Origin of the sequence: Xenorhabdus stockiae (genome assembly GCF_002632825.1) — a bacterium.
GTDB lineage: Bacteria > Pseudomonadota > Gammaproteobacteria > Enterobacterales > Enterobacteriaceae > Xenorhabdus > Xenorhabdus stockiae.
This window is the reverse complement of record NZ_NJAJ01000052.1, coordinates 1-18,072: the sequence shown is the minus strand read 5'-3', so window position 1 is coordinate 18,072 and position 18,072 is coordinate 1. Positions and strand designations below refer to the sequence as shown.

Below are 18,072 nucleotides of genomic sequence, written 5' to 3'. Positions count from 1 at the left end.
TTATTCCAAATCTGAAGAGATGCATGACAAAGTGGTAGGTACGTTCATTGAGCGTGAATACTATCTTTCATAACAGATCTAACTATTGGAAGCATGACCTGAAAATACGCAAGTGTGATTACTACTACCGTATTAAAATTTCGGTCATGACTTCAAAGCGCTATGGTGATGTTTTTCTGGTTCAATTTCCCGAGCATAACTTCCCCAGCTATCGGTTGTCATAAAACGAATATCAAAAGCATACCAAAACCAATGACGTTGTTTTTTTGTTACCGACGAAAGACCATTGTAACGATAGTTAATCTGAAGGGTTTTCTAGCAATATTTACAGTAATAACGTGGAAAAACCGCTTTACCTGTTCCGTGTTTACATACCGATTCTGTTTACTATTGCTATCGTGACAGTCATGATGCTCCCTCCCTCTCAAAAAGCATAATAATATCAAATTAACACCTTTCTTGGATTCATGACTGAAACTCCTACATATAAATAAATATTATTTATAAGCCGCATAATAATTTATTATGCCCAAAGTTAGCCAGTTTATTCAATAAAAACAAAAAAAACAATGTTAAATTCCCACCCTTAGAACCAAATGGAATAATTAATATTTTAAAAACATAATAATTAATAGGATAATGATATGCCCAAAGCTGCTGAACTGTATGAAAGCATAAAGGATGTAAAAGGAGATGCTATAAAATGGATAGTGACAAATAGCAATTTTATTTATTCTCTTCCAGTTGAAGAACAACAAGAATTAAAAACTCATATTATTAGAGATGCCTTCAAATATCATTTCGAAAATAATATTTACTATCGTCAGCAGTGTGAAGAGAAAGGCGTACGACCGGATGATATCCAAAATTACAAAGAATTAGTCAAGATCCCAGTTATTCCAGTCTCTACGTTTAAGTCTGCGGATAGTCACAGATTATTAAGCAAACCTCTTTCCAGTATTGAACATGAAATGCGTTCCACAGGTACGAGCGGTATCCCCAGTGTTGCCCGTCGATGTGATGAAACAATGGACTATGCCACCATAGCACTCTACAACTCATATCGCGATATGCTTAAACTCTCCAGTGGAGCAGGGCTCTGCCTATGTCCTTCGACAGAAGAAATCCCTGAAATGGGGATGATAAAAGCGTTCAATTGGCTGGCCGGATTGTTAGATACAAATCGTTTTATGGTAAAAGAAGAGCGTTTTGTGCCGGAAGAGTCAATTAACCAATTAAATGAATGGCAAGGAAAATTTACTCGCTATGTGATAGGCCCTCCGTTTCTTATTCATCGTTTTATTAGTTTCTTAAAAGCAACAAATACTAAACTGAAGCTGGATAGCGAAAGTATGGTAATTACGCTCGGTGGCTGGAAACGTTTCACTGGCGCTATGATTTCTCGTACCGAATTTAATCAGGAAGTGGAAACCTGGTTAGGTATTTCTGCTAACCGGATACGCGATATGTACGGGCTTGTCGAAGCTAATTTTTTGGCTATAGAAGATGAGTTTAATCAAAAACATATTCCTCCATACATTCACTTTTCTGTCCGTGATCCAGAAAATTTATCTCGCGAAGTGGAAGATGGCGAAATTGGGCAACTTGTTATTCTCGACCCCATAGCACGTTCGACTCCTGGAATGCTACTCACTGAAGATATGATCTATCTGCGTACTGATAGTGATCCTTCGGGTCGCAACTCTCAGCGTATGCAATATGTGATGCGGGCACCTTCCGCAACCGAATTTGGCTGCTGTGCGGTTAATCTGGAGAGAAAGATAGCTAATGACGAGCAAAAAGATGCTTGTCCTGTTATTCGGTGAGGTTTGAGTATGTTCAATGACATTATCACTGATAACTTCTGTAATCCCGATTGTCAGGGACAGCTAACAAATCCCGATATTCAACTCAAGCTAGGTAACCCAGTCTGCGGTGATAAAGTCGATATTGACTTATCGCTGAATGACGAAGGCTATATTAATGACGCTCGATTTCAGGCTTGGGGATGTACTGTCTCTTTAGCCATGTCCAATCAGTTCTGTCGGCAGATTCAGGGGAAAAAACTGACTGAAGTTGCTCAATTAAGCACATCAGAAATTGACGAAATGCTGGGTGAGTTGCAGCCTTCACAGCGACATTGTTTGGAGATGTTACATGCCCTATTTCAGCAAATAAGGATGCATATATGACAGGGCTATACTTTGATTTCAATGCAACCACGCCATTGAGTCCTAAATCAAAAATAGCAATTAAGCAAAGGCTGGAACAATTTGCTAATCCTTCTGGCAAATATCGTTTGAGTCAGAGTTTGCATACCTTAATTCATGATACAAAAGAGTCAATAGCTCAATTAATGGGGGGCTCGGCTGAAAGGATCATTTTTACTTCCGGCGGTACAGAAGGCAATAATCTGGCTTTACACAGTGTATTCAGCCAGCTCTCTGTTAACCAGCTATCACGTTATCATGCTATCTGCTCTGCAATTGAACACTCTTCAATTCTGGAACCTCTGCGCTGGTATCAAAAACAAGGTTTGAAACTCACAATCATTGATCCCGGTAAAACAGGAAGAGTAGATCAAGACGCGTTATGTCGCGCCATTACTCCCCAGACTTGTTTAATTGCACTGATGGTTATCAACAATGAAACGGGCGTCATTCAGCCTTACGAGGCACTGGCCTCCCAGCTGAAAGGAAAAGGTATTCACCTTCATCTTGATGCAATACAGGCAGTAGGAAAATGGCCTATGTACTGCCCTGATGATATACCACTAACGGTGACCTTTTCTGGACATAAGTTTTACGCCCCCAAAGGGATTGGAGGGCTGTACTACAGCTCTCAGGTAAAAATTTGTCCTCTGTTACATGGTGGTGGACAAGAACAAGGATTACGTAGCGGCACAGAAAACACATTAGGTATAGCTGGGTTAGCTGCTGCGGCAGAAGAAGCCTGCGAAGAATTGATACAGCGCCTTTATCATTGTCAGGAAATGAGAAAGTATATTATTAATCAATTAGATATTTCTACCATCAAGTATCACTTAAATGGTGAAACAAATCCTGAATATCAGGCGCCATGGACACTAAATATCAGTTTCCCCGGAGTCAGAGCAGAAGCGTTAGCAAATAGATTGGATTTATGTCACGGAATTTCGGTTTCGCTAGGATCTGCCTGTAGTAATAACTCACAAACCCCTCAACGTTCACATGTCTTACTTGCGATGCAGTCTCCTCACGCCTACATCGATAGTGCGCTACGCATCAGTTTTGGGCATGTTACTGAACGACAAGAGATTGATGTTCTGGTTAATGCTCTGAAGCAAGAGATACAGAATTTATTAGCTATTGCAGGAGAATAAACAACATGGTGCTGAAGGATGCTAACACGCTGTTATGTTGTGTTAATCATTATGTTTCACAACAGCCAAACCAAATTGTGTACCGCTTTTTGCCTTCAGGAGATTCAGATTCTATTACTCTGACCTGGCTGGAATTGGAACAGCAGTCTCACTTACTTGCCTGCTCACTCGTGGCCGCCGGGCAACAAGGGAAAGCCGTTGTTCTCATGTATCCTCCTGGGCTAGAGTTTATTGTCGGGTTATTGGCCTGCTTTAAGGCTGGCGCTATTGCTGTTCCATCTAATGTCGTTCAGGGAAGCCGCCACCTGAAAAGATTAATGCAAATCCTGAATAATTCAGGAGCGGATCTGATACTCACTACATCAGGATTAAGCCGTTCTTTATCACATGAATTTCCCAACCATAACTTCATGTATTACTCGGAAAATCAGTTAGTAGATGAAACAATCAAACTTCCCTCAATTGTTCCAGAACAGATAGCTTTCCTACAATATACCTCTGGCTCTACAGGCACTCCCAGAGGAGTAATAGTTACGCATAGTAACCTCATCCATAATCTGCGAGCAATAAACGATACTTTCAGTTTGCACGAAGGGTTAATTATCGGGGGTTGGATACCCCAGTTTCATGATATGGGATTGGTCGGTCATATCATGCTGGCGATGGCTTTAGGCGGGCAATATAATTTCATGCCACCACTGTCTTTTATCCTGCAACCATTACGCTGGTTACAGTTGATGCATAATTTTGGTGCTGAATTCTGTAGTGCTCCCAATTTTGCTTACGACCTATGCGCTAATCAAGACTGCTCTGGGCTTAATTTGGATCTGTCCTGCTGGCGTTGGGCTGGTAACGGTGCTGAACCAGTCAGAAATGAAACGCTGGAGCATTTTTATCAGGCAGTTAAAGAGTATGGATTTCTTTATCAAAGTCAAATACCTTGCTATGGAATGGCTGAAGCAACATTGGTTATCAGTTCATCCACTCATGAAGATCCTCCATTTGCGTTAACACTTTGCGACAGCAGTCTGGAAAAAGGAAACATCGTCTTAAAGCCTGATGGGGTTGGCATACAATCCTGTGGCCGGGTTGCGCCCGATCACCGTGTCGTTATTGTTAATCCAGAGACAAAAGTCTTGTGTAATTCCGATGAAGTCGGTGAGATTTGGGTTCAGGGGCCAAGTATTGCCAAAGGGTATTGGAATGATCCAGAACAAACCCAGCAAAACTTCATGGCTCATACAACCACTGGTGAAGGTGCTTTTCTCCGCACCGGTGATCTTGGTTTTCTGCATGAACATCATTTATTTATCACAGGACGCCTGAAAGATCTGATTATTATCCGAGGACGGAATATTTACCCGCAAGATATTGAATATACGGCAACTATGCAATCCATCTTCTTCCGTCCCGGAAAATCAATAGCTTTTGAACTGGAACAACGAGTTGTTATAGTGATGGAACTGAAAAAAAACGCGGAACAAGAAAATAATCTTAGAGAATTAAAATGTAATGTAATTCAGGCGATTAATGCTGCGTTCGATGTTGACATCGCTGACATTGTTTTTATTCAAACCAATAAATTACCTATAACCAGCAGTGGAAAAGTCCAGAGGCAGCTTTGCCGTTCGCTCTATTTGAAAGACAAATTACATCGGGTCAATATCCTATTTACCACAGAGATTCAAGGAGTATCAAATGACTGAACTAGAGCTAAAAAGTTGGCTAATCGAATATTTGATGCCTTATTTTCAACGTTATGGAATCACCATCGGTGAACACGTTTCTTTCGATAGCCTCGGTCTTGATTCAGTGAACAGAGTGACATTGATTAGCCAGTTAGAAAAAGTATTACAACGAAAGCTAGATCCTATTCTTGGCTATGAATATCCCACTATCCATTCCTTGTCTGAACATATATTGCGATTGGAACAAACATCATGAAAATAGATTGTTTGATCGTTGGTGCAGGGCAGGCGGGTCTAACACTTGCGGCTATTCTTAACAAAAAAAAAATCAATGTATTGATTTTGGAGCGAGACCAGCGTGTTGGAAATGTCTGGCGCAGACGTCCTGATAATATGCGGTTATTCACCTCCCGTATGATGAGCCAACTTCCCAATTTTCCTTTGCCAGGTTCTCCTAGTGGTTATCCCGGCAAGGATGAAATAGCCGATTATCTGGAACGTTATGCACTTCACCACAGACTGAATATCTTAACCGGAATGCAGGTTATCAATGTTAAACATGAAGCTGGTTTATTCACTCTGACGACTAAACAAGGGGAGCAATTTTCTGCTCCTTGTTTAGTGAATGCCACGGGTGCTAATCAAAACTCAATTATTCCTGAAATAGCGAGTAATTTGTCCCCCTCTGTACAGCAACTAAAGGCTGACCTTTATCGGAATCCGGGGCAATTTCAGGCGGGTTCCCAGATTGCTGTTATCGGTGATGGAGCAAGTGGTCGCCAGATAGCACACGAACTTTCTTCCTCGGTGAAAGTAACACTATTCTGCGGTTCTCCCCGGCCTCTGGTTCCCAATAGAGTGTTAGGTAATGATCTGTTCTGGTGGCTAGATAAATCAAAACTCTTGTATGCAGATACGTCAAGTCTGATTGGTAAAATAATGCAACGGCGTAATCCAATCCCATGTGGTGAACTTAATGACAAACGCTTGTCTGAGCTTAATGTGCAAATAGCGCAAAAACTCGTAAAAACAGAAAATGAAACGCTATATGATCAACAAGGTAAAAAATATCACATTGATGGATTAATTTGGTGTGTAGGGTATCAGGAAGTCACGGATTGGTTAACATTACCAGGTGTTCATAATGGGCAAGAATTTATCTGCGAAAGTGGAAGTATTAACGGAGGAAAAACATCTTACCCGGGTTTGTTTGTTGTCGGCAGGAAATGGCTCAGCAGCCGTAGCTCTGAGTTATTACTTGGTGCGTCCAGAGATGCACAGCGAGTTGCTCTGTGGATAGAGCAAAAGCTGAGAGATTAAAACTGTTACCGTATTTACCTGCTTTATTCTTTCATGTCAGCCAGATTATTCAATCCAATCACATTATTAAGTTATACAATAAGTATATTAAAAATGTTGATGTGTGATATACCTGGCTCTTATTATTTTTATTTCAAGTGACAGATATAAAAATAGAGATTAACTTATATTATTCAATAAGCTGGAGTAATACATGGAAAATAATACTCTTGATACCGTGACTAAACCAGATCGAGGAAAAAATAATAAGAAGAAAAAGATAATACTTCTCGGTGTTATATCACTTTTTTTATTTTCTGGTATAGCTTACTTATCATACTGGTACTTAACATTGCGTTTTTATCAGTCAACAGATAATGCATATGTTGCTGGAAATCAAGTTCAGGTTATGTCACAAACTCATGGCAGTGTAAAAGATATTTATATTGATAATACGGACTTTGTTCAACAAGGAGATCTTCTCTTAACATTAGATAGTACCGATGCTCAAAATACCTTTGAGAAGAGTAAGTATGAATTAGCTCAAGCGGTACGTGAAACACAAAAAATTATTTTCAGTAATCCCCAGCTTCTGGCTAATGTCGAATTAAAGCAACTTACTTTAGATAAATTAAAAAATGATCTGGTACGACGAGAAAGGCTCGGAAAGGTCAATGTAATTGCTGTTGAAGAATTAGAACATGCTCGTAAGGCCGTTGATATTGCTAAAGCCGATCTCAAAGTTGCTGTACAACAGTATAAAATTAACCAGGCTTTGGTTATGGGGACTCCACTGGAGAAACTGCCTAATATAGAAAAGGCCGCCTCCAATTTACGTGAAGCTTGGTTGTCACTGCAACGTACCAAGATTTACGCTCCAGTAAATGGGTATGTATCACGTCGCAGTGTTCAAGTCGGCGCCAGAATCAACCAGTCTACACCACTGATGATCATCGTCCCTTCGGAGCAATTATGGGTTGAGGCTAATTTTAAAGAAGTTCAGTTCACCAATATACGTCTAGGGCAACCAGTTAAATTAATCAGTGACTTTTATGGTGATAGTGTTATTTATCAAGGGCGTATTACAGGCATGGATATAGGAACCGGCAGCGCTTTTTCTATTCTTCCTGCCCAGAATGCGACTGGTAACTGGATTAAAGTAGTACAGCGCCTCCCTGTACGCATTGAATTAGAGCCGAAACAAGTTGCCCGCAATCCCTTACGAATCGGTTTATCAATGCATGCAACAGTTGATACCAGAGACACAAAAGGCACAACTCTGGCGACTAAATCTCCGCAACGAATAATTTATCAAACTGATGTTCTTTCATTCAATAATAGTCAGATAGATAAAATCATTGAGCAGATCATAAAACAAAATATAAGTAATGAAAATTAAGGATAACATTGCTATGGAACCTTTATCAGTCAATCAGCGCTGGTGGTTAATCCTAGCTCTAGCGGTTATCGCCTTTCTGCAAATCCTTGATTTAACGATTGCTAATGTAGCACTGTCAACCATCGCTGGTGATCTTGGTTCATCCATGTCACAGGGCACTTGGGTGATCACCTCATTTGGGGTTGCTAATGCGATCTCCATTCCTTTAACCGGCTGGTTGGCAAAACGCATAGGTGAAGTACGGCTGTTTGTCACATCAACCATACTATTCATTATTTCCTCATGGCTTTGCGGTATATCTAGTAGCCTTGAAATGCTAATTGTTACCAGAGTTATACAAGGTGCTGTTTCGGGTCCTATTATCCCCTTATCGCAAAGCCTGTTGTTGGCAAACTTTCCTAAGTCTCAACACAGCATGGCTTTGGCCATTTGGTCTATGACCGTTATTATCGCCCCTGTTTGTGGGCCTATCCTCGGTGGATGGATTAGCGATAACATTCACTGGGGATGGATTTTCTTGATCAATGTTCCCATCGGTTTGGTTGCTATTTTTATTACTTACATACTGTTACGTAAACGCGAAACAAAAACTGAGGTAATCCCGGTTGATAAAATAGGCTTGGCTCTGCTAGTTGTCGGTGTTGGCTGCTTACAGCTGATGCTGGACAGAGGAAAGGAACTAGATTGGTTTAATTCTAATGAAATCATTGTATTGTTTATCATTTCGACGATAGGGATTGTTCTGTTTGTCCTTTGGGAACTGATAGATAATAATCCGATCGTTGATTTATCTCTGTTTAAATCACGTAATTTCACAGTTGGTACGATTTGTATTAGCTTGGCATTTCTATTGCATATTGGTGTCTTAGTCTTACAGCCTCAGTTATTACAGACAGTTTTTGCCTATACTGCCACCTGGGCTGGGCTGGCATTAGCTCCTCTTGGTATCATTCCTATTATTCTGGCGCCAATTATCGGTCGATTTGGCACTAAAATTGATATGCGCTATTTAGTTACCGTCAGCTTTATAGTCTTTTCTCTCTGTTTCTTTTGGCGGGCATATACTTTTGAACCCGGAATGGATTTTGCCAGTGCCGCATGGCCTCAGTTTATACAGGGGATTGCGATTGCCTGTTTCATTATGCCACTCAATGTGATTATTTTATCTGATATTCCTCAGGAAAAAGTTGCTTCAGCAGGAAGTTTATTTAACTTCTTTAGAACACTGGCTATATCAATAGGTACATCGTTAACTAACACATTATGGTCTCAACGCGAAGCAGTCCACCACTCACAATTGACTGAAAATATCACACAAAATAACATCATTGTTGATTTAGCCTATCAGGATATCAAGCTACTGGGATTATCTGACCTACAAGCAACCATTTTTCTGGCAAAGAAAATTACCAGCCAGAGCTTAATATTAGCTGCAAATGAGATTTTTTGGCTCTTTGGTTTTATTTTCCTGGCACTCATTTTGATTCTTTGGTTAGCCAGATCAAATTTATCATCTACATAGCCTGAAACTTTACCTTATTTTATTTTCATTAATAAAGGTGAACTGTTTTTAATGTTATAAATGCATTGATATGTATTACAGTTTAATTTCGAGTCTCTCTGAGTCATATACTTAAGATCAGAAGGGCGAATGCCATAAGCCATTTTACATGTCCGACTCAAATGAGCATTATCAGAAAAACCACAGTTATTCGCTACTAATGTTAATGAATCAGTGACATAAATTTCCTCCACTGCATCACTCAAACGTAACCATAGCAAGTAGGCACGAAAATTAATGCCCAATTGTGAGCGGAAAAGATGTAAGAAACGGCTTTCAGACAAATAAATTTTATCGGCAACTTGACGAGATGATATTCGTTTTACTGGTAGTGATTCGATAAACGAAACAGCTTCTAGAATCCGTTTATCAAACTGACAGTTGCACGGCAGACAAGGGGTAATAAACTGATAAATTGTAAAAATATCTGGTTTTTCACCATACAAAAACGATTGCACCAGAGAGTTTCTTATTGCCACTATATCTGTATGTTCTAGCAAAATTACAAATAACTCCTCTGTGAGGTGGCTAAATAAGTGATAGTGTTCATCAGTGGGTTCAATTAATAATGTAATACTACAGATATTCGATGAATCCAGCTTATGCATCACGTTAGAGCGAATAAGAAAGCCATAAGTAGTGTACGTTTCATCCTGAACTGACAAAGTTAACATCTCATGCTGGTGCAGAGACAGGCTGAGTTGAATACACGGGTGTTGATGCCATTCAGTTGGTACATTGTAAAGAAAATTTAATTCACATGTAGCATATTTATATTGCTGGATAAACTTAGGTGCAGCCAAAATATTTGATAGCATGAGCCTCAATCCTTATCAACAAAATGGTGAGTTAACGTACCTATATTAGTCTTTTTTCTTAATTTTATATAGTCAACAATAATGGGTAAATGATTTATTCTGGAAAATTCACTCACTCTTTTAATGTAATTTATATTGTTATTTTGGAATAAATTTTATCTCTTCATTTAAATTTAAAAAACCCAAAATACCTTTATTATCTTATTTGTCGTTACATCACCATTAATAATCTTAGGATACTAATATGTCTAAAGAGTTATTTACTGCAACAATAGAGTCCGTAGGGCCTCTGAAAATGAAATGCTCCTCGCGAAACTTTTCCTTCCATCTGGATGAGCCAGAAAGCCTAGGAGGACATGATGAAGCAATGACACCTGTAGAAGCATTACTTTCCGCTTTTGGTGCTTGTCAAAGCATGGTAGCTAAAAGTTTTGCTAGTGCACATAAAATAAATCTGATTGATATCACAGTAGAGCTAGAAGGTGAATTGGATCTAGACGGAATCAAAGGTAAAAATAAAAACGCCAAAATCGGCTTTTCAAAAATCACATCAAAATTTCATATAAAAGCCGATAATACCGAACAAGAGATCCGCGATTTTGTTCAGTTTGTAGAAAGTAACTGCCCTGTACTCGATACCATCGTCAATACACCGGAAATTGTCACCGAAGTTTATCCTGTCAGATAAATATCAACTACCCATAACAGCCATGTTATGGGTAATTAGTAGTCAATAGCTGAAATTACCCGGCTTCACTCCCACTGTTCGCAAACGCTATCAATAAATCGACAAATTCATCCGGATGGGAAATAAAAGGCGCATGTGCCGCATGACGCATAATCACAGAACGGGTGTGCGGCCATTCACTATCAAGCAAGGCAGCAATCTTACGTGGTACCAAACCATCAAGATAACCATAGATACGCAGGAAAGGCAGCTGAAGCTGCGCCAGCTCACTTCTCAAATCATCAGTACGCAGAATTTCCAGCCCGGCATTGAGCACCTCCACTGTCGGCATAGGCAGGTTCAATATCACTGATTTCAATAAACGCGCATCCTGACGGGCGCTGTCAGTGCCCAAAGTCTGCAATGCTAAAAAGCGCTCAACCGTCTTCTGAAAATCTTCACTCAACTGGTGTTTGAATGCACTCAGAACCGAAGGCTGGATCCCCGGCCAATCCCCCTCTTCACTGAATTTTGGCGATGATGCGACTGTGATTAAACCCGCCACTTTATCAGGATGATCTAACGCAATCTGGCTGGCAATGAGCCCTCCCAGCGACCATCCCAGCCATAAGGCATTTTCTGGCGCCTGTTGCCATACCGTATCAGCCATCTCTTTCAGTGTCATAGCCGGATACGGCTGACTGCGCCCATACCCAGGTAAGTCCACTAAATGTAAACGAAAATGCGAAGCTAATCGTGTTTCCACTGAACGCCAGACCTCAGCGTTCAACCCCCATCCGTGCAGCATCACAAGATCACGAGGAGCTTCGCCTAAAGTCTGCCAAAACAACTTATCCATTGTTATTCTCACCTTATTTACTCTCAGGAATTTCTTATCAAGGAAGAAAGCGATGTTCACAAAAACCATGCTAACAATGGTTGGGTACTGTTGGCTATGCCATCAAAGTTTGTATTTCGCTCATCATGGAATATGCCACATCTGCTGGCAAAACCTGAAACGGCTTGCGAACGTTTGTCCACGCTGCTCTCTGCCTGCCAGTTCTCGTGATTTACCCTGTGGCCGCTGCCTGAAGGAGCCACCACTCTGGCAACAAATGATCGCTGTTACCGATTATGCTCCTCCCTTAAGCCAGCTTATCCGGCGCTATAAGTATCATAGTACACCCCAGCTCGCCGCAGTTCTGGCGCGCATATTTCTTCTGCACTGGTTACAGGGCTATCGTGAAGGGCGCTGGATTAAGCCGGATTGCATACTCGGTATTCCTCTGCACCGCCAAAAACGCTGGCAACGAGGGTTTGATCAGGTTGAGCTTATCATCAGGCCATTAGCACGCTGGTTGCGATGCCAATATCAGCCTAATCTTTTGCAACGCACACGTGCTACACTCACACAACGGGGCTTATCTGCCGCCCAAAGGAAAACCAATCTTAAGCATGCCTTTCAATTGCGTGGTGATTTTACCGATCAACATGTCGTCATTTTCGATGATGTAATCACCACGGGAACCACTCTGCATGAAGCCACACAGTTGTTAATTCGTGCTGGTGCCCGTTCCGTTCAAACCTGGGCAATATGCCGAACCTTGTAGTTCCTTTATGAATGGGCGTATTATAACCAACTATAACAGTCAACTATTGAGCAAATGACATGATTAATATTACTGAAGCAGCGCAAGCGCACTTTGCCAAGCTACTGGCAAATCAAGAACCCGGTACACAAATCCGCGTTTTTGTCATTAATCCAGGAACGCCGACAGCAGAATGCGGTGTTTCTTATTGCCCACCTGATGCTGTTGAAGCCACTGACACCGAATTGAAATTTGACCAACTTTCTGCCTATGTTGATGAAATCAGTGCGCCTTTCCTGGAAGAGGCGGTTATCGATTTTGTGACTGACCAGCTTGGCTCCCAGCTGACCCTGAAAGCACCAAACGCAAAAATGCGCAAGGTAGCTGACGATGCGCCACTGATTGAGCGCGTTGAATATACTCTACAATCACAGATTAACCCACAGCTCGCAGGTCATGGTGGCCGTGTCAGCCTGATGGAAATCACAGATGAAGGTTATGCCATCCTGCAATTTGGTGGTGGATGCAACGGTTGTTCGATGGTCGATGTCACTCTGAAAGAGGGGATCGAAAAACAACTGTTACAGATGTTCCCTGAGCTGAAAGGCGTTAAAGACCTGACAGAACATCAGCGTGGCGAACACTCTTACTACTGATTTTAGCCCGTTATTTTTTGTTCTTTATATCTTTAGTCATGCCTTCCTAATGACAGAATTGGGAAGGCAGTAAAGTCATAAAGGAACATTTTTAAGAAACTGACGCCTTAAAAAGAAATTTTAAGAAACAAAACTGAGTGTTTATGGAACATTTTCAAACAATAAGCCCTGAACAAGCCTACCAGAACTGGCTCGATAAAAGTGCTCTGATGGTGGATATCCGTGATCCACAGAGTTTCCGTGCCGGGCATGTAACAGGCGCATTTCATCTGACCAATGAAACTATCAATCAATTCCTGCAAGAGGCCGATTTTGATCAGCCGGTTATGGTGATGTGCTACCACGGCCATAGCAGTCAGGGAGCCGCACAGTATCTGATCAATATCGGTTTTGAAAACGTATACAGTGTTAACGGCGGTTTTGAAGTATGGAAAAAAGATTATCCTCATGCCGTTCATGCTGAGTAATAAGCATCTGTACTTCTATACCCTATGGATTTCGAGTTGCATCGCGGCGGCAAGGGAATGAACCCCAGAAGCATAGGTAACTATGTGACTGGGGTGAGTGAACGCAGCCAACAAAGAGGCAACTCGAAAGACGACGGGTATAACCCTAATTTAAGGTGAATAATACGCACAATGATCCATGTAACTTCAATCCATAATCCAAGACTGGCTCAGGCCTTTATTGATTATATGGCGACACAGGGCATTCACCTGACCATCCGCCAGACCAATGAACCACATGTGGTTGAATTGTGGCTGGAAGATGAAAAACAATTAAGCGCTGTTCAACAGGAGCTTAATCAGTTTTCCCGAGATCCGCTCAATGAGCGCTATCAGGCTGCCAGCTGGCAGGCAGGTAAAACAAGTACGCCGTTGAAATACCAAAGTAATCTGAACTGGAATACACTGAAAGGCCAGTCCGGCCCATTAACTATCGCCATTTCTGCACTCTGTATTCTGGTCTATTTTTGGATGCAGCTGGCTGGAGTTAATGAGGTTATGAGCTGGCTGGCGTGGCCTAACAAAGAACAATATCTGGAACTGTGGCGTTGGCTCAGCCCAGCTTTATTACATTTTTCGTTATTGCACATTCTGTTCAATCTGGTGCTGTGGTGGTATTTCGCTAGTCAGGTTGAAAGGAACATCAATACCGCAAAGCTTGTTGAAATCACAATAGTTTCTGCCATTTTCAGTGGCTGGGCACAATCGTTGTTCAGTGGATCGCATTTTGGTGGGCTTTCCGGTGTAGTTTACGCTTTGATCAGCTATGTTTGGCTGAGCGGAGAAATGTCTCCCCAAAAAGGACTCAGTGCCCCCAGAGGGCTTATCGCAATTTCAGTCATCTGGTTATTTGTTGGCTATTTCAATGTATTTTCTCTTAACATCGCTAATGCAGCCCACTTTTCAGGCTTAATTATCGGGTTACTGATGGGATTATGGGACAATTTACGCAAACAAAAGAATCAATAATATTCCAATTAAAATCAGTTAATTATAATAATTTTAGTAAAATTAGGGGAATGTTTTGAAGCAAACTCAGCGACATGATGCAATAATCGAGCTGGTACGTCTTCAGGGCTATGTCAGCACTGAAGAACTGGTCGAACACTTTGATGTCAGCCCACAAACAATCCGACGTGATTTGAACGAACTGGCCGACAAAAATAAGATCCAGCGTCATCACGGTGGTGCAGCTTTACCTTCCAGCTCTGTCAACACAGCTTATCATGACCGCAAGATTATGTGGTCAGATGAAAAAGCACGCATTGCCCAGCAGGTTGCAACCCAAATCCCAAATGGCGCAACCCTGTTCATCGATATCGGTACTACACCAGAAGCCGTCGCCCATGCCTTACTTAATCATCGGGATCTGCGTATTGTTACCAATAATCTCAACGTCGCAACCCTGCTGATGGGAAAGGAAGATTTCCGCCTGATTCTGGCCGGAGGGGAAGTCCGTTCCCGCGATGGTGGCATTATTGGCGAAGCCACTCTGGATTTTATCTCCCAGTTCCGCCTCGATTTCGGTATTCTCGGTATCAGTGGCATTGACTCTGATGGCTCTCTGTTAGAGTTCGATTACCATGAAGTTCGAACCAAACGAGCAATTATTGATAATTCCCGCTGTGTCATGCTGGTTGCTGACCATTCGAAATTCGGTCGTAGTGCGATGGTTAATCTCGGTAATATGAACCTGATTGATTTTCTGTTTACCGATAAAGAGCCACCTTCCGGCCTGCAAAAAATCATTGAACAGCATAGTGTTAAGCTGGAATTGTGCTAGATCAGAATAATATTAAGCCAGAATCGTGTTAGAACTGGCTTCAGATTGAAGACATTCTATTTAGAATCCGTCTGAAAACAGGCGGATTCCTCCTCCCCCGGTCAATTGCTCCCGGTCATCATCTCAGTCCTCTCCCTTCATGACCCTGCAATAACGAGTAAACTCAAATTTGCCTCTCACAATTTCCTTATTAATCTTATATATATGATAACGATTTGTTATCTGCATCACGCAAATATGTTTTTTTCTGGTAAATGGTTGGCGATTGATGAAATTTTGATTACAATCCCTGAGCGAAAACGAACATTAAAGAACTGTTTCGAACATTTCAGAGGGTATGCAATGGAAACCAAAGACTTGATTGTAATTGGCGGCGGAATTAACGGCGCTGGTATTGCGGCTGATGCTGCTGGCCGTGGACTGTCAGTCCTGCTGTTAGAAGGTCAGGACTTAGCCAGTGCGACCTCATCAGCCAGTTCTAAGCTGATCCACGGTGGCCTGCGCTATCTGGAACACTACGAGTTCCGTCTGGTCAGTGAAGCACTGGCTGAGCGTGAAGTCTTATTAAAACTGGCACCTCACATTGCATTCCCAATGCGTTTTCGCCTCCCACACCAGCCACACCTGCGTCCGGCCTGGATGATCCGCATTGGCCTGTTCCTTTATGATCACTTGGGTAAACGTGTAAGTTTACCGAGCAGTAAGGGGCTGAAATTTGGCGCTAACTCAGTGCTTAAATCCTCGATTAACCGTGGCTTTGAATACTCTGACTGTTGGGTTGATGATGCACGTCTGGTTGTATTGAACGCGCAGGAAGTACAGAAACATGGCGGTGAAGTCCGCACTCGTACTCAGGTCACCCGTGCGTGGCGTGAAAATGATCACTGGATGGTAGAAGCTAAAGATCTCGTCACTGGTGAGAGCAAAACATGGCGGGCAAAAGGTCTGGTTAACGCAACTGGCCCGTGGGTTAAGAATTTCTTTGATAATGGCCTGCAACTGAAATCACCTTATGGTATTCGCCTTATCAAAGGCAGCCACATCGTTGTCCCACGTGTTCATGATGAACCTCAGGCTTATATCCTGCAAAACGAAGATAACCGAATTGTGTTTGTGATCCCGTGGAATGATGAATTCTCCATCATCGGCACAACGGATGTTGAATATAAAGGCGATCCAAAAGACGTTAAAATTGACGATCAAGAGATCGATTATCTGCTGAAAGTCTATAACGACCATTTCAAAAAACAACTTAACCGTACTGATGTTGTTTGGACTTACTCTGGTGTACGTCCGCTGTGTGATGATGAATCAGATTCACCACAAGCCATCACCCGTGACTACACACTGGATGTACAGGATGAGCAGGGTCAGACTCCGTTGCTATCCGTCTTCGGCGGCAAACTGACAACTTACCGTAAACTCGCAGAACATGCGATGGATAAACTGGCACAGTATTATCCTAACGCCGGTCAGGCATGGACGAAAAATGGTAAACTGCCCGGCGGTGAGCTGGAAGGCCAAGACCGTGATGGATATGCCCGTTTACTTCGCCAGCGTTATGACTGGTTGCCAGAAGGCATTGCACGCCGTTATTCCCGCACTTACGGCAGCAACAGCAATATCATTCTGGGTGATGCGAAAGAATTGGCAGATTTAGGTGAATTCTTCGGTTATGGGCTATATGAATCTGAACTGCGTTATCTGGTCGAACATGAGTGGGTTACTCAGCTGGATGATGCGATCTGGCGCCGTACCAAACTAGGTATGTGGCTGACAGATGAGCAGAAACAGCGCGTTGCTGATTGGCTGGCTCAGAACGTTAAATCAGCATAATCACAAAACTGATTTAATCTGACAAACTCGTATACTTAAAAACGGCGATAATTTTTTATCGCCGTTTTTTTATTTCCTTCCGCTCGAATCCTCGCAGAAAAACTCATAAATTTTCGAAATCAATCATCAATATGTTCTATCAAAATTTCTTTATTTTCATTCGATTCTACTGAGCTATTTGATAGTACATTTTTACCGCTGTGATAGCATACCTTGAATATAAAAAACCAAATACAACACGAGATAGCATCATTAAATGGCAACTAAAACCTACTTAATCGTACCGGGGTACACTAATTCCGGGCCAGACCATTGGCAGTCCCATCTAGAAAAAAAATATCAAAATATTATCAGAGTCCAGCAGGATAATTGGCAATCTCCCGTCAGAGAAAAGTGGCTATATCGACTTCATGAAACTATTGAAAAAACTCCCGGTGAAATCTTTCTTATTGGGCATAGCTGTGGCGCAGTCACCATAACTCAATGGGCAAAAGAAAAAAGTTGTAACAGAGTAACAGGCGCATTACTTGTTGCTCCTGCTGATATTGATAGTCCTAATGTACCATCGGAACTCCATATTCAACGCCCTTTACCAAAGGTGCCTCTGCCTTTTCCTACAACGTTAGTTTGCAGCGATAACGACGAATTTTTATCGCTAGAAAAAGCTCATCATTTGGCTAAATCCTGGAAGGCCGAACTTATTGTTTTATCTGGAGCAGGCCATATCCACACAGCTGCAGGTTATGGGGAATGGCTGGAAGGTGAAAAATTAATAAAAACAATATCTGGTAATCATTTAATTCCTTATAACTAAATAGCTTTTCAAAATGATAGGCGAATCAAAGAAACTCAGTCCTATTTTTGCGAACTTTTTAATCGCAAAACCAAAAAAACACAAAAAGGAAGGAC

18 protein-coding genes are annotated in these 18,072 nt (G+C 41.8%); 16 read left to right on the top strand and 2 right to left on the bottom strand.

Translation table 11 applies throughout. The annotated features are described in order from the left end of the window. The first annotated feature begins 644 nt into the window (after nt 1-644). The 8 genes from Xsto_RS18415 to Xsto_RS18380 all read left to right on the top strand — a co-directional run bounded on the left by Xsto_RS18415 (nt 645) and on the right by Xsto_RS18380 (nt 9,269). Entirely contained in the window at nt 645-1,826 is a 1,182-nt protein-coding gene (locus tag Xsto_RS18415; protein ID WP_099125991.1) for a LuxE/PaaK family acyltransferase, read from the top strand. 9 nt (nt 1,827-1,835) lie between these two features. After that, nucleotides 1,836-2,192 (top strand): iron-sulfur cluster assembly scaffold protein, encoded by a 357-nt coding sequence (locus tag Xsto_RS18410; protein ID WP_099125990.1) that lies wholly within the window; start codon nt 1,836-1,838, stop codon nt 2,190-2,192. Next, the gene (locus Xsto_RS18405; protein ID WP_099125989.1) at nt 2,189-3,361 is read left to right on the top strand and encodes a cysteine desulfurase family protein; all 1,173 of its coding nucleotides are present in this window, start codon (nt 2,189-2,191) and stop codon (nt 3,359-3,361) included. The genes Xsto_RS18410 and Xsto_RS18405 overlap by 4 nt, the downstream gene beginning before the upstream one ends. 5 nt (nt 3,362-3,366) lie before the next feature. After that, nucleotides 3,367-5,067: a fatty acyl-AMP ligase gene (locus Xsto_RS18400; RefSeq protein ID WP_099125988.1), complete on the top strand. Its 1,701-nt coding sequence runs from the start codon at nt 3,367-3,369 to the stop codon at nt 5,065-5,067. Beyond that, a complete protein-coding gene (locus Xsto_RS18395; protein WP_099125987.1) occupies nt 5,060-5,305 on the top strand; it encodes an acyl carrier protein in 246 nt (81 codons plus the stop codon). The genes Xsto_RS18400 and Xsto_RS18395 overlap by 8 nt, the downstream gene beginning before the upstream one ends. Then, nucleotides 5,302-6,369 carry a flavin-containing monooxygenase gene (locus Xsto_RS18390; protein ID WP_244590444.1) on the top strand — a complete coding sequence of 356 codons (1,068 nt, stop codon included), beginning with the start codon at nt 5,302-5,304 and terminating at the stop codon, nt 6,367-6,369. Before Xsto_RS18395 ends, Xsto_RS18390 begins: the two co-directional genes overlap by 4 nt. A gap of 193 nt (nt 6,370-6,562) precedes the next feature. After that, nucleotides 6,563-7,747, top strand: a complete 1,185-nt coding sequence (gene emrA / locus Xsto_RS18385; RefSeq protein WP_099125985.1) for a multidrug efflux MFS transporter periplasmic adaptor subunit EmrA — start codon at nt 6,563-6,565, stop codon at nt 7,745-7,747. Nucleotides 7,748-7,754: 7 nt separating this feature from the next. Then, nucleotides 7,755-9,269 (top strand): DHA2 family efflux MFS transporter permease subunit, encoded by a 1,515-nt coding sequence (locus Xsto_RS18380; RefSeq protein WP_422646217.1) that lies wholly within the window; start codon nt 7,755-7,757, stop codon nt 9,267-9,269. 14 nt (nt 9,270-9,283) lie between these two features. Here Xsto_RS18380 and Xsto_RS18375 read toward each other — a convergent pair whose 3' ends face one another. Continuing rightward, nucleotides 9,284-10,126: a helix-turn-helix transcriptional regulator gene (locus Xsto_RS18375; protein WP_099125983.1), complete on the bottom strand. Its 843-nt coding sequence runs from the start codon at nt 10,124-10,126 to the stop codon at nt 9,284-9,286. Nucleotides 10,127-10,370: 244 nt separating this feature from the next. On the opposite strand from Xsto_RS18375, the gene Xsto_RS18370 reads away from it, so the two are divergent. After that, nucleotides 10,371-10,814 carry an OsmC family protein gene (locus Xsto_RS18370; protein WP_099125982.1) on the top strand — a complete coding sequence of 148 codons (444 nt, stop codon included), beginning with the start codon at nt 10,371-10,373 and terminating at the stop codon, nt 10,812-10,814. 55 nt (nt 10,815-10,869) lie between these two features. Here Xsto_RS18370 and bioH read toward each other — a convergent pair whose 3' ends face one another. Continuing rightward, nucleotides 10,870-11,652 carry a pimeloyl-ACP methyl ester esterase BioH gene (gene bioH, locus Xsto_RS18365; protein WP_099125981.1) on the bottom strand — a complete coding sequence of 261 codons (783 nt, stop codon included), beginning with the start codon at nt 11,650-11,652 and terminating at the stop codon, nt 10,870-10,872. A 67-nt stretch (nt 11,653-11,719) separates the two neighbouring features. Here bioH and gntX point away from each other — a divergent pair, with 67 nt between their 5' ends. From gntX to Xsto_RS18330, 7 genes are all read left to right on the top strand, one after another. Continuing rightward, a complete protein-coding gene (gntX, locus tag Xsto_RS18360) occupies nt 11,720-12,403 on the top strand; it encodes a DNA utilization protein GntX (protein WP_099109575.1) in 684 nt (227 codons plus the stop codon). A 59-nt stretch (nt 12,404-12,462) separates the two neighbouring features. Then, the gene (gene nfuA, locus Xsto_RS18355; protein WP_086954736.1) at nt 12,463-13,038 is read left to right on the top strand and encodes a Fe-S biogenesis protein NfuA; all 576 of its coding nucleotides are present in this window, start codon (nt 12,463-12,465) and stop codon (nt 13,036-13,038) included. Between the two features lie 143 nt (nt 13,039-13,181). Continuing rightward, nucleotides 13,182-13,505 carry a thiosulfate sulfurtransferase GlpE gene (gene glpE / locus Xsto_RS18350; RefSeq protein ID WP_099109539.1) on the top strand — a complete coding sequence of 108 codons (324 nt, stop codon included), beginning with the start codon at nt 13,182-13,184 and terminating at the stop codon, nt 13,503-13,505. 171 nt (nt 13,506-13,676) lie between these two features. Next, a complete protein-coding gene (glpG, locus tag Xsto_RS18345) occupies nt 13,677-14,513 on the top strand; it encodes a rhomboid family intramembrane serine protease GlpG (RefSeq protein WP_099109540.1) in 837 nt (278 codons plus the stop codon). 55 nt (nt 14,514-14,568) lie between these two features. Beyond that, nucleotides 14,569-15,327: a DeoR/GlpR family transcriptional regulator gene (locus tag Xsto_RS18340; RefSeq protein WP_099125980.1), complete on the top strand. Its 759-nt coding sequence runs from the start codon at nt 14,569-14,571 to the stop codon at nt 15,325-15,327. A gap of 342 nt (nt 15,328-15,669) precedes the next feature. Further along, the gene (gene glpD / locus Xsto_RS18335) at nt 15,670-17,163 is read left to right on the top strand and encodes a glycerol-3-phosphate dehydrogenase (protein ID WP_099125992.1); all 1,494 of its coding nucleotides are present in this window, start codon (nt 15,670-15,672) and stop codon (nt 17,161-17,163) included. A gap of 256 nt (nt 17,164-17,419) precedes the next feature. Continuing rightward, nucleotides 17,420-17,977, top strand: coding sequence for an RBBP9/YdeN family alpha/beta hydrolase (locus Xsto_RS18330; RefSeq protein ID WP_099125979.1), 558 nt, complete (start codon nt 17,420-17,422; stop codon nt 17,975-17,977). Nucleotides 17,978-18,072 lie beyond the last annotated feature (95 nt).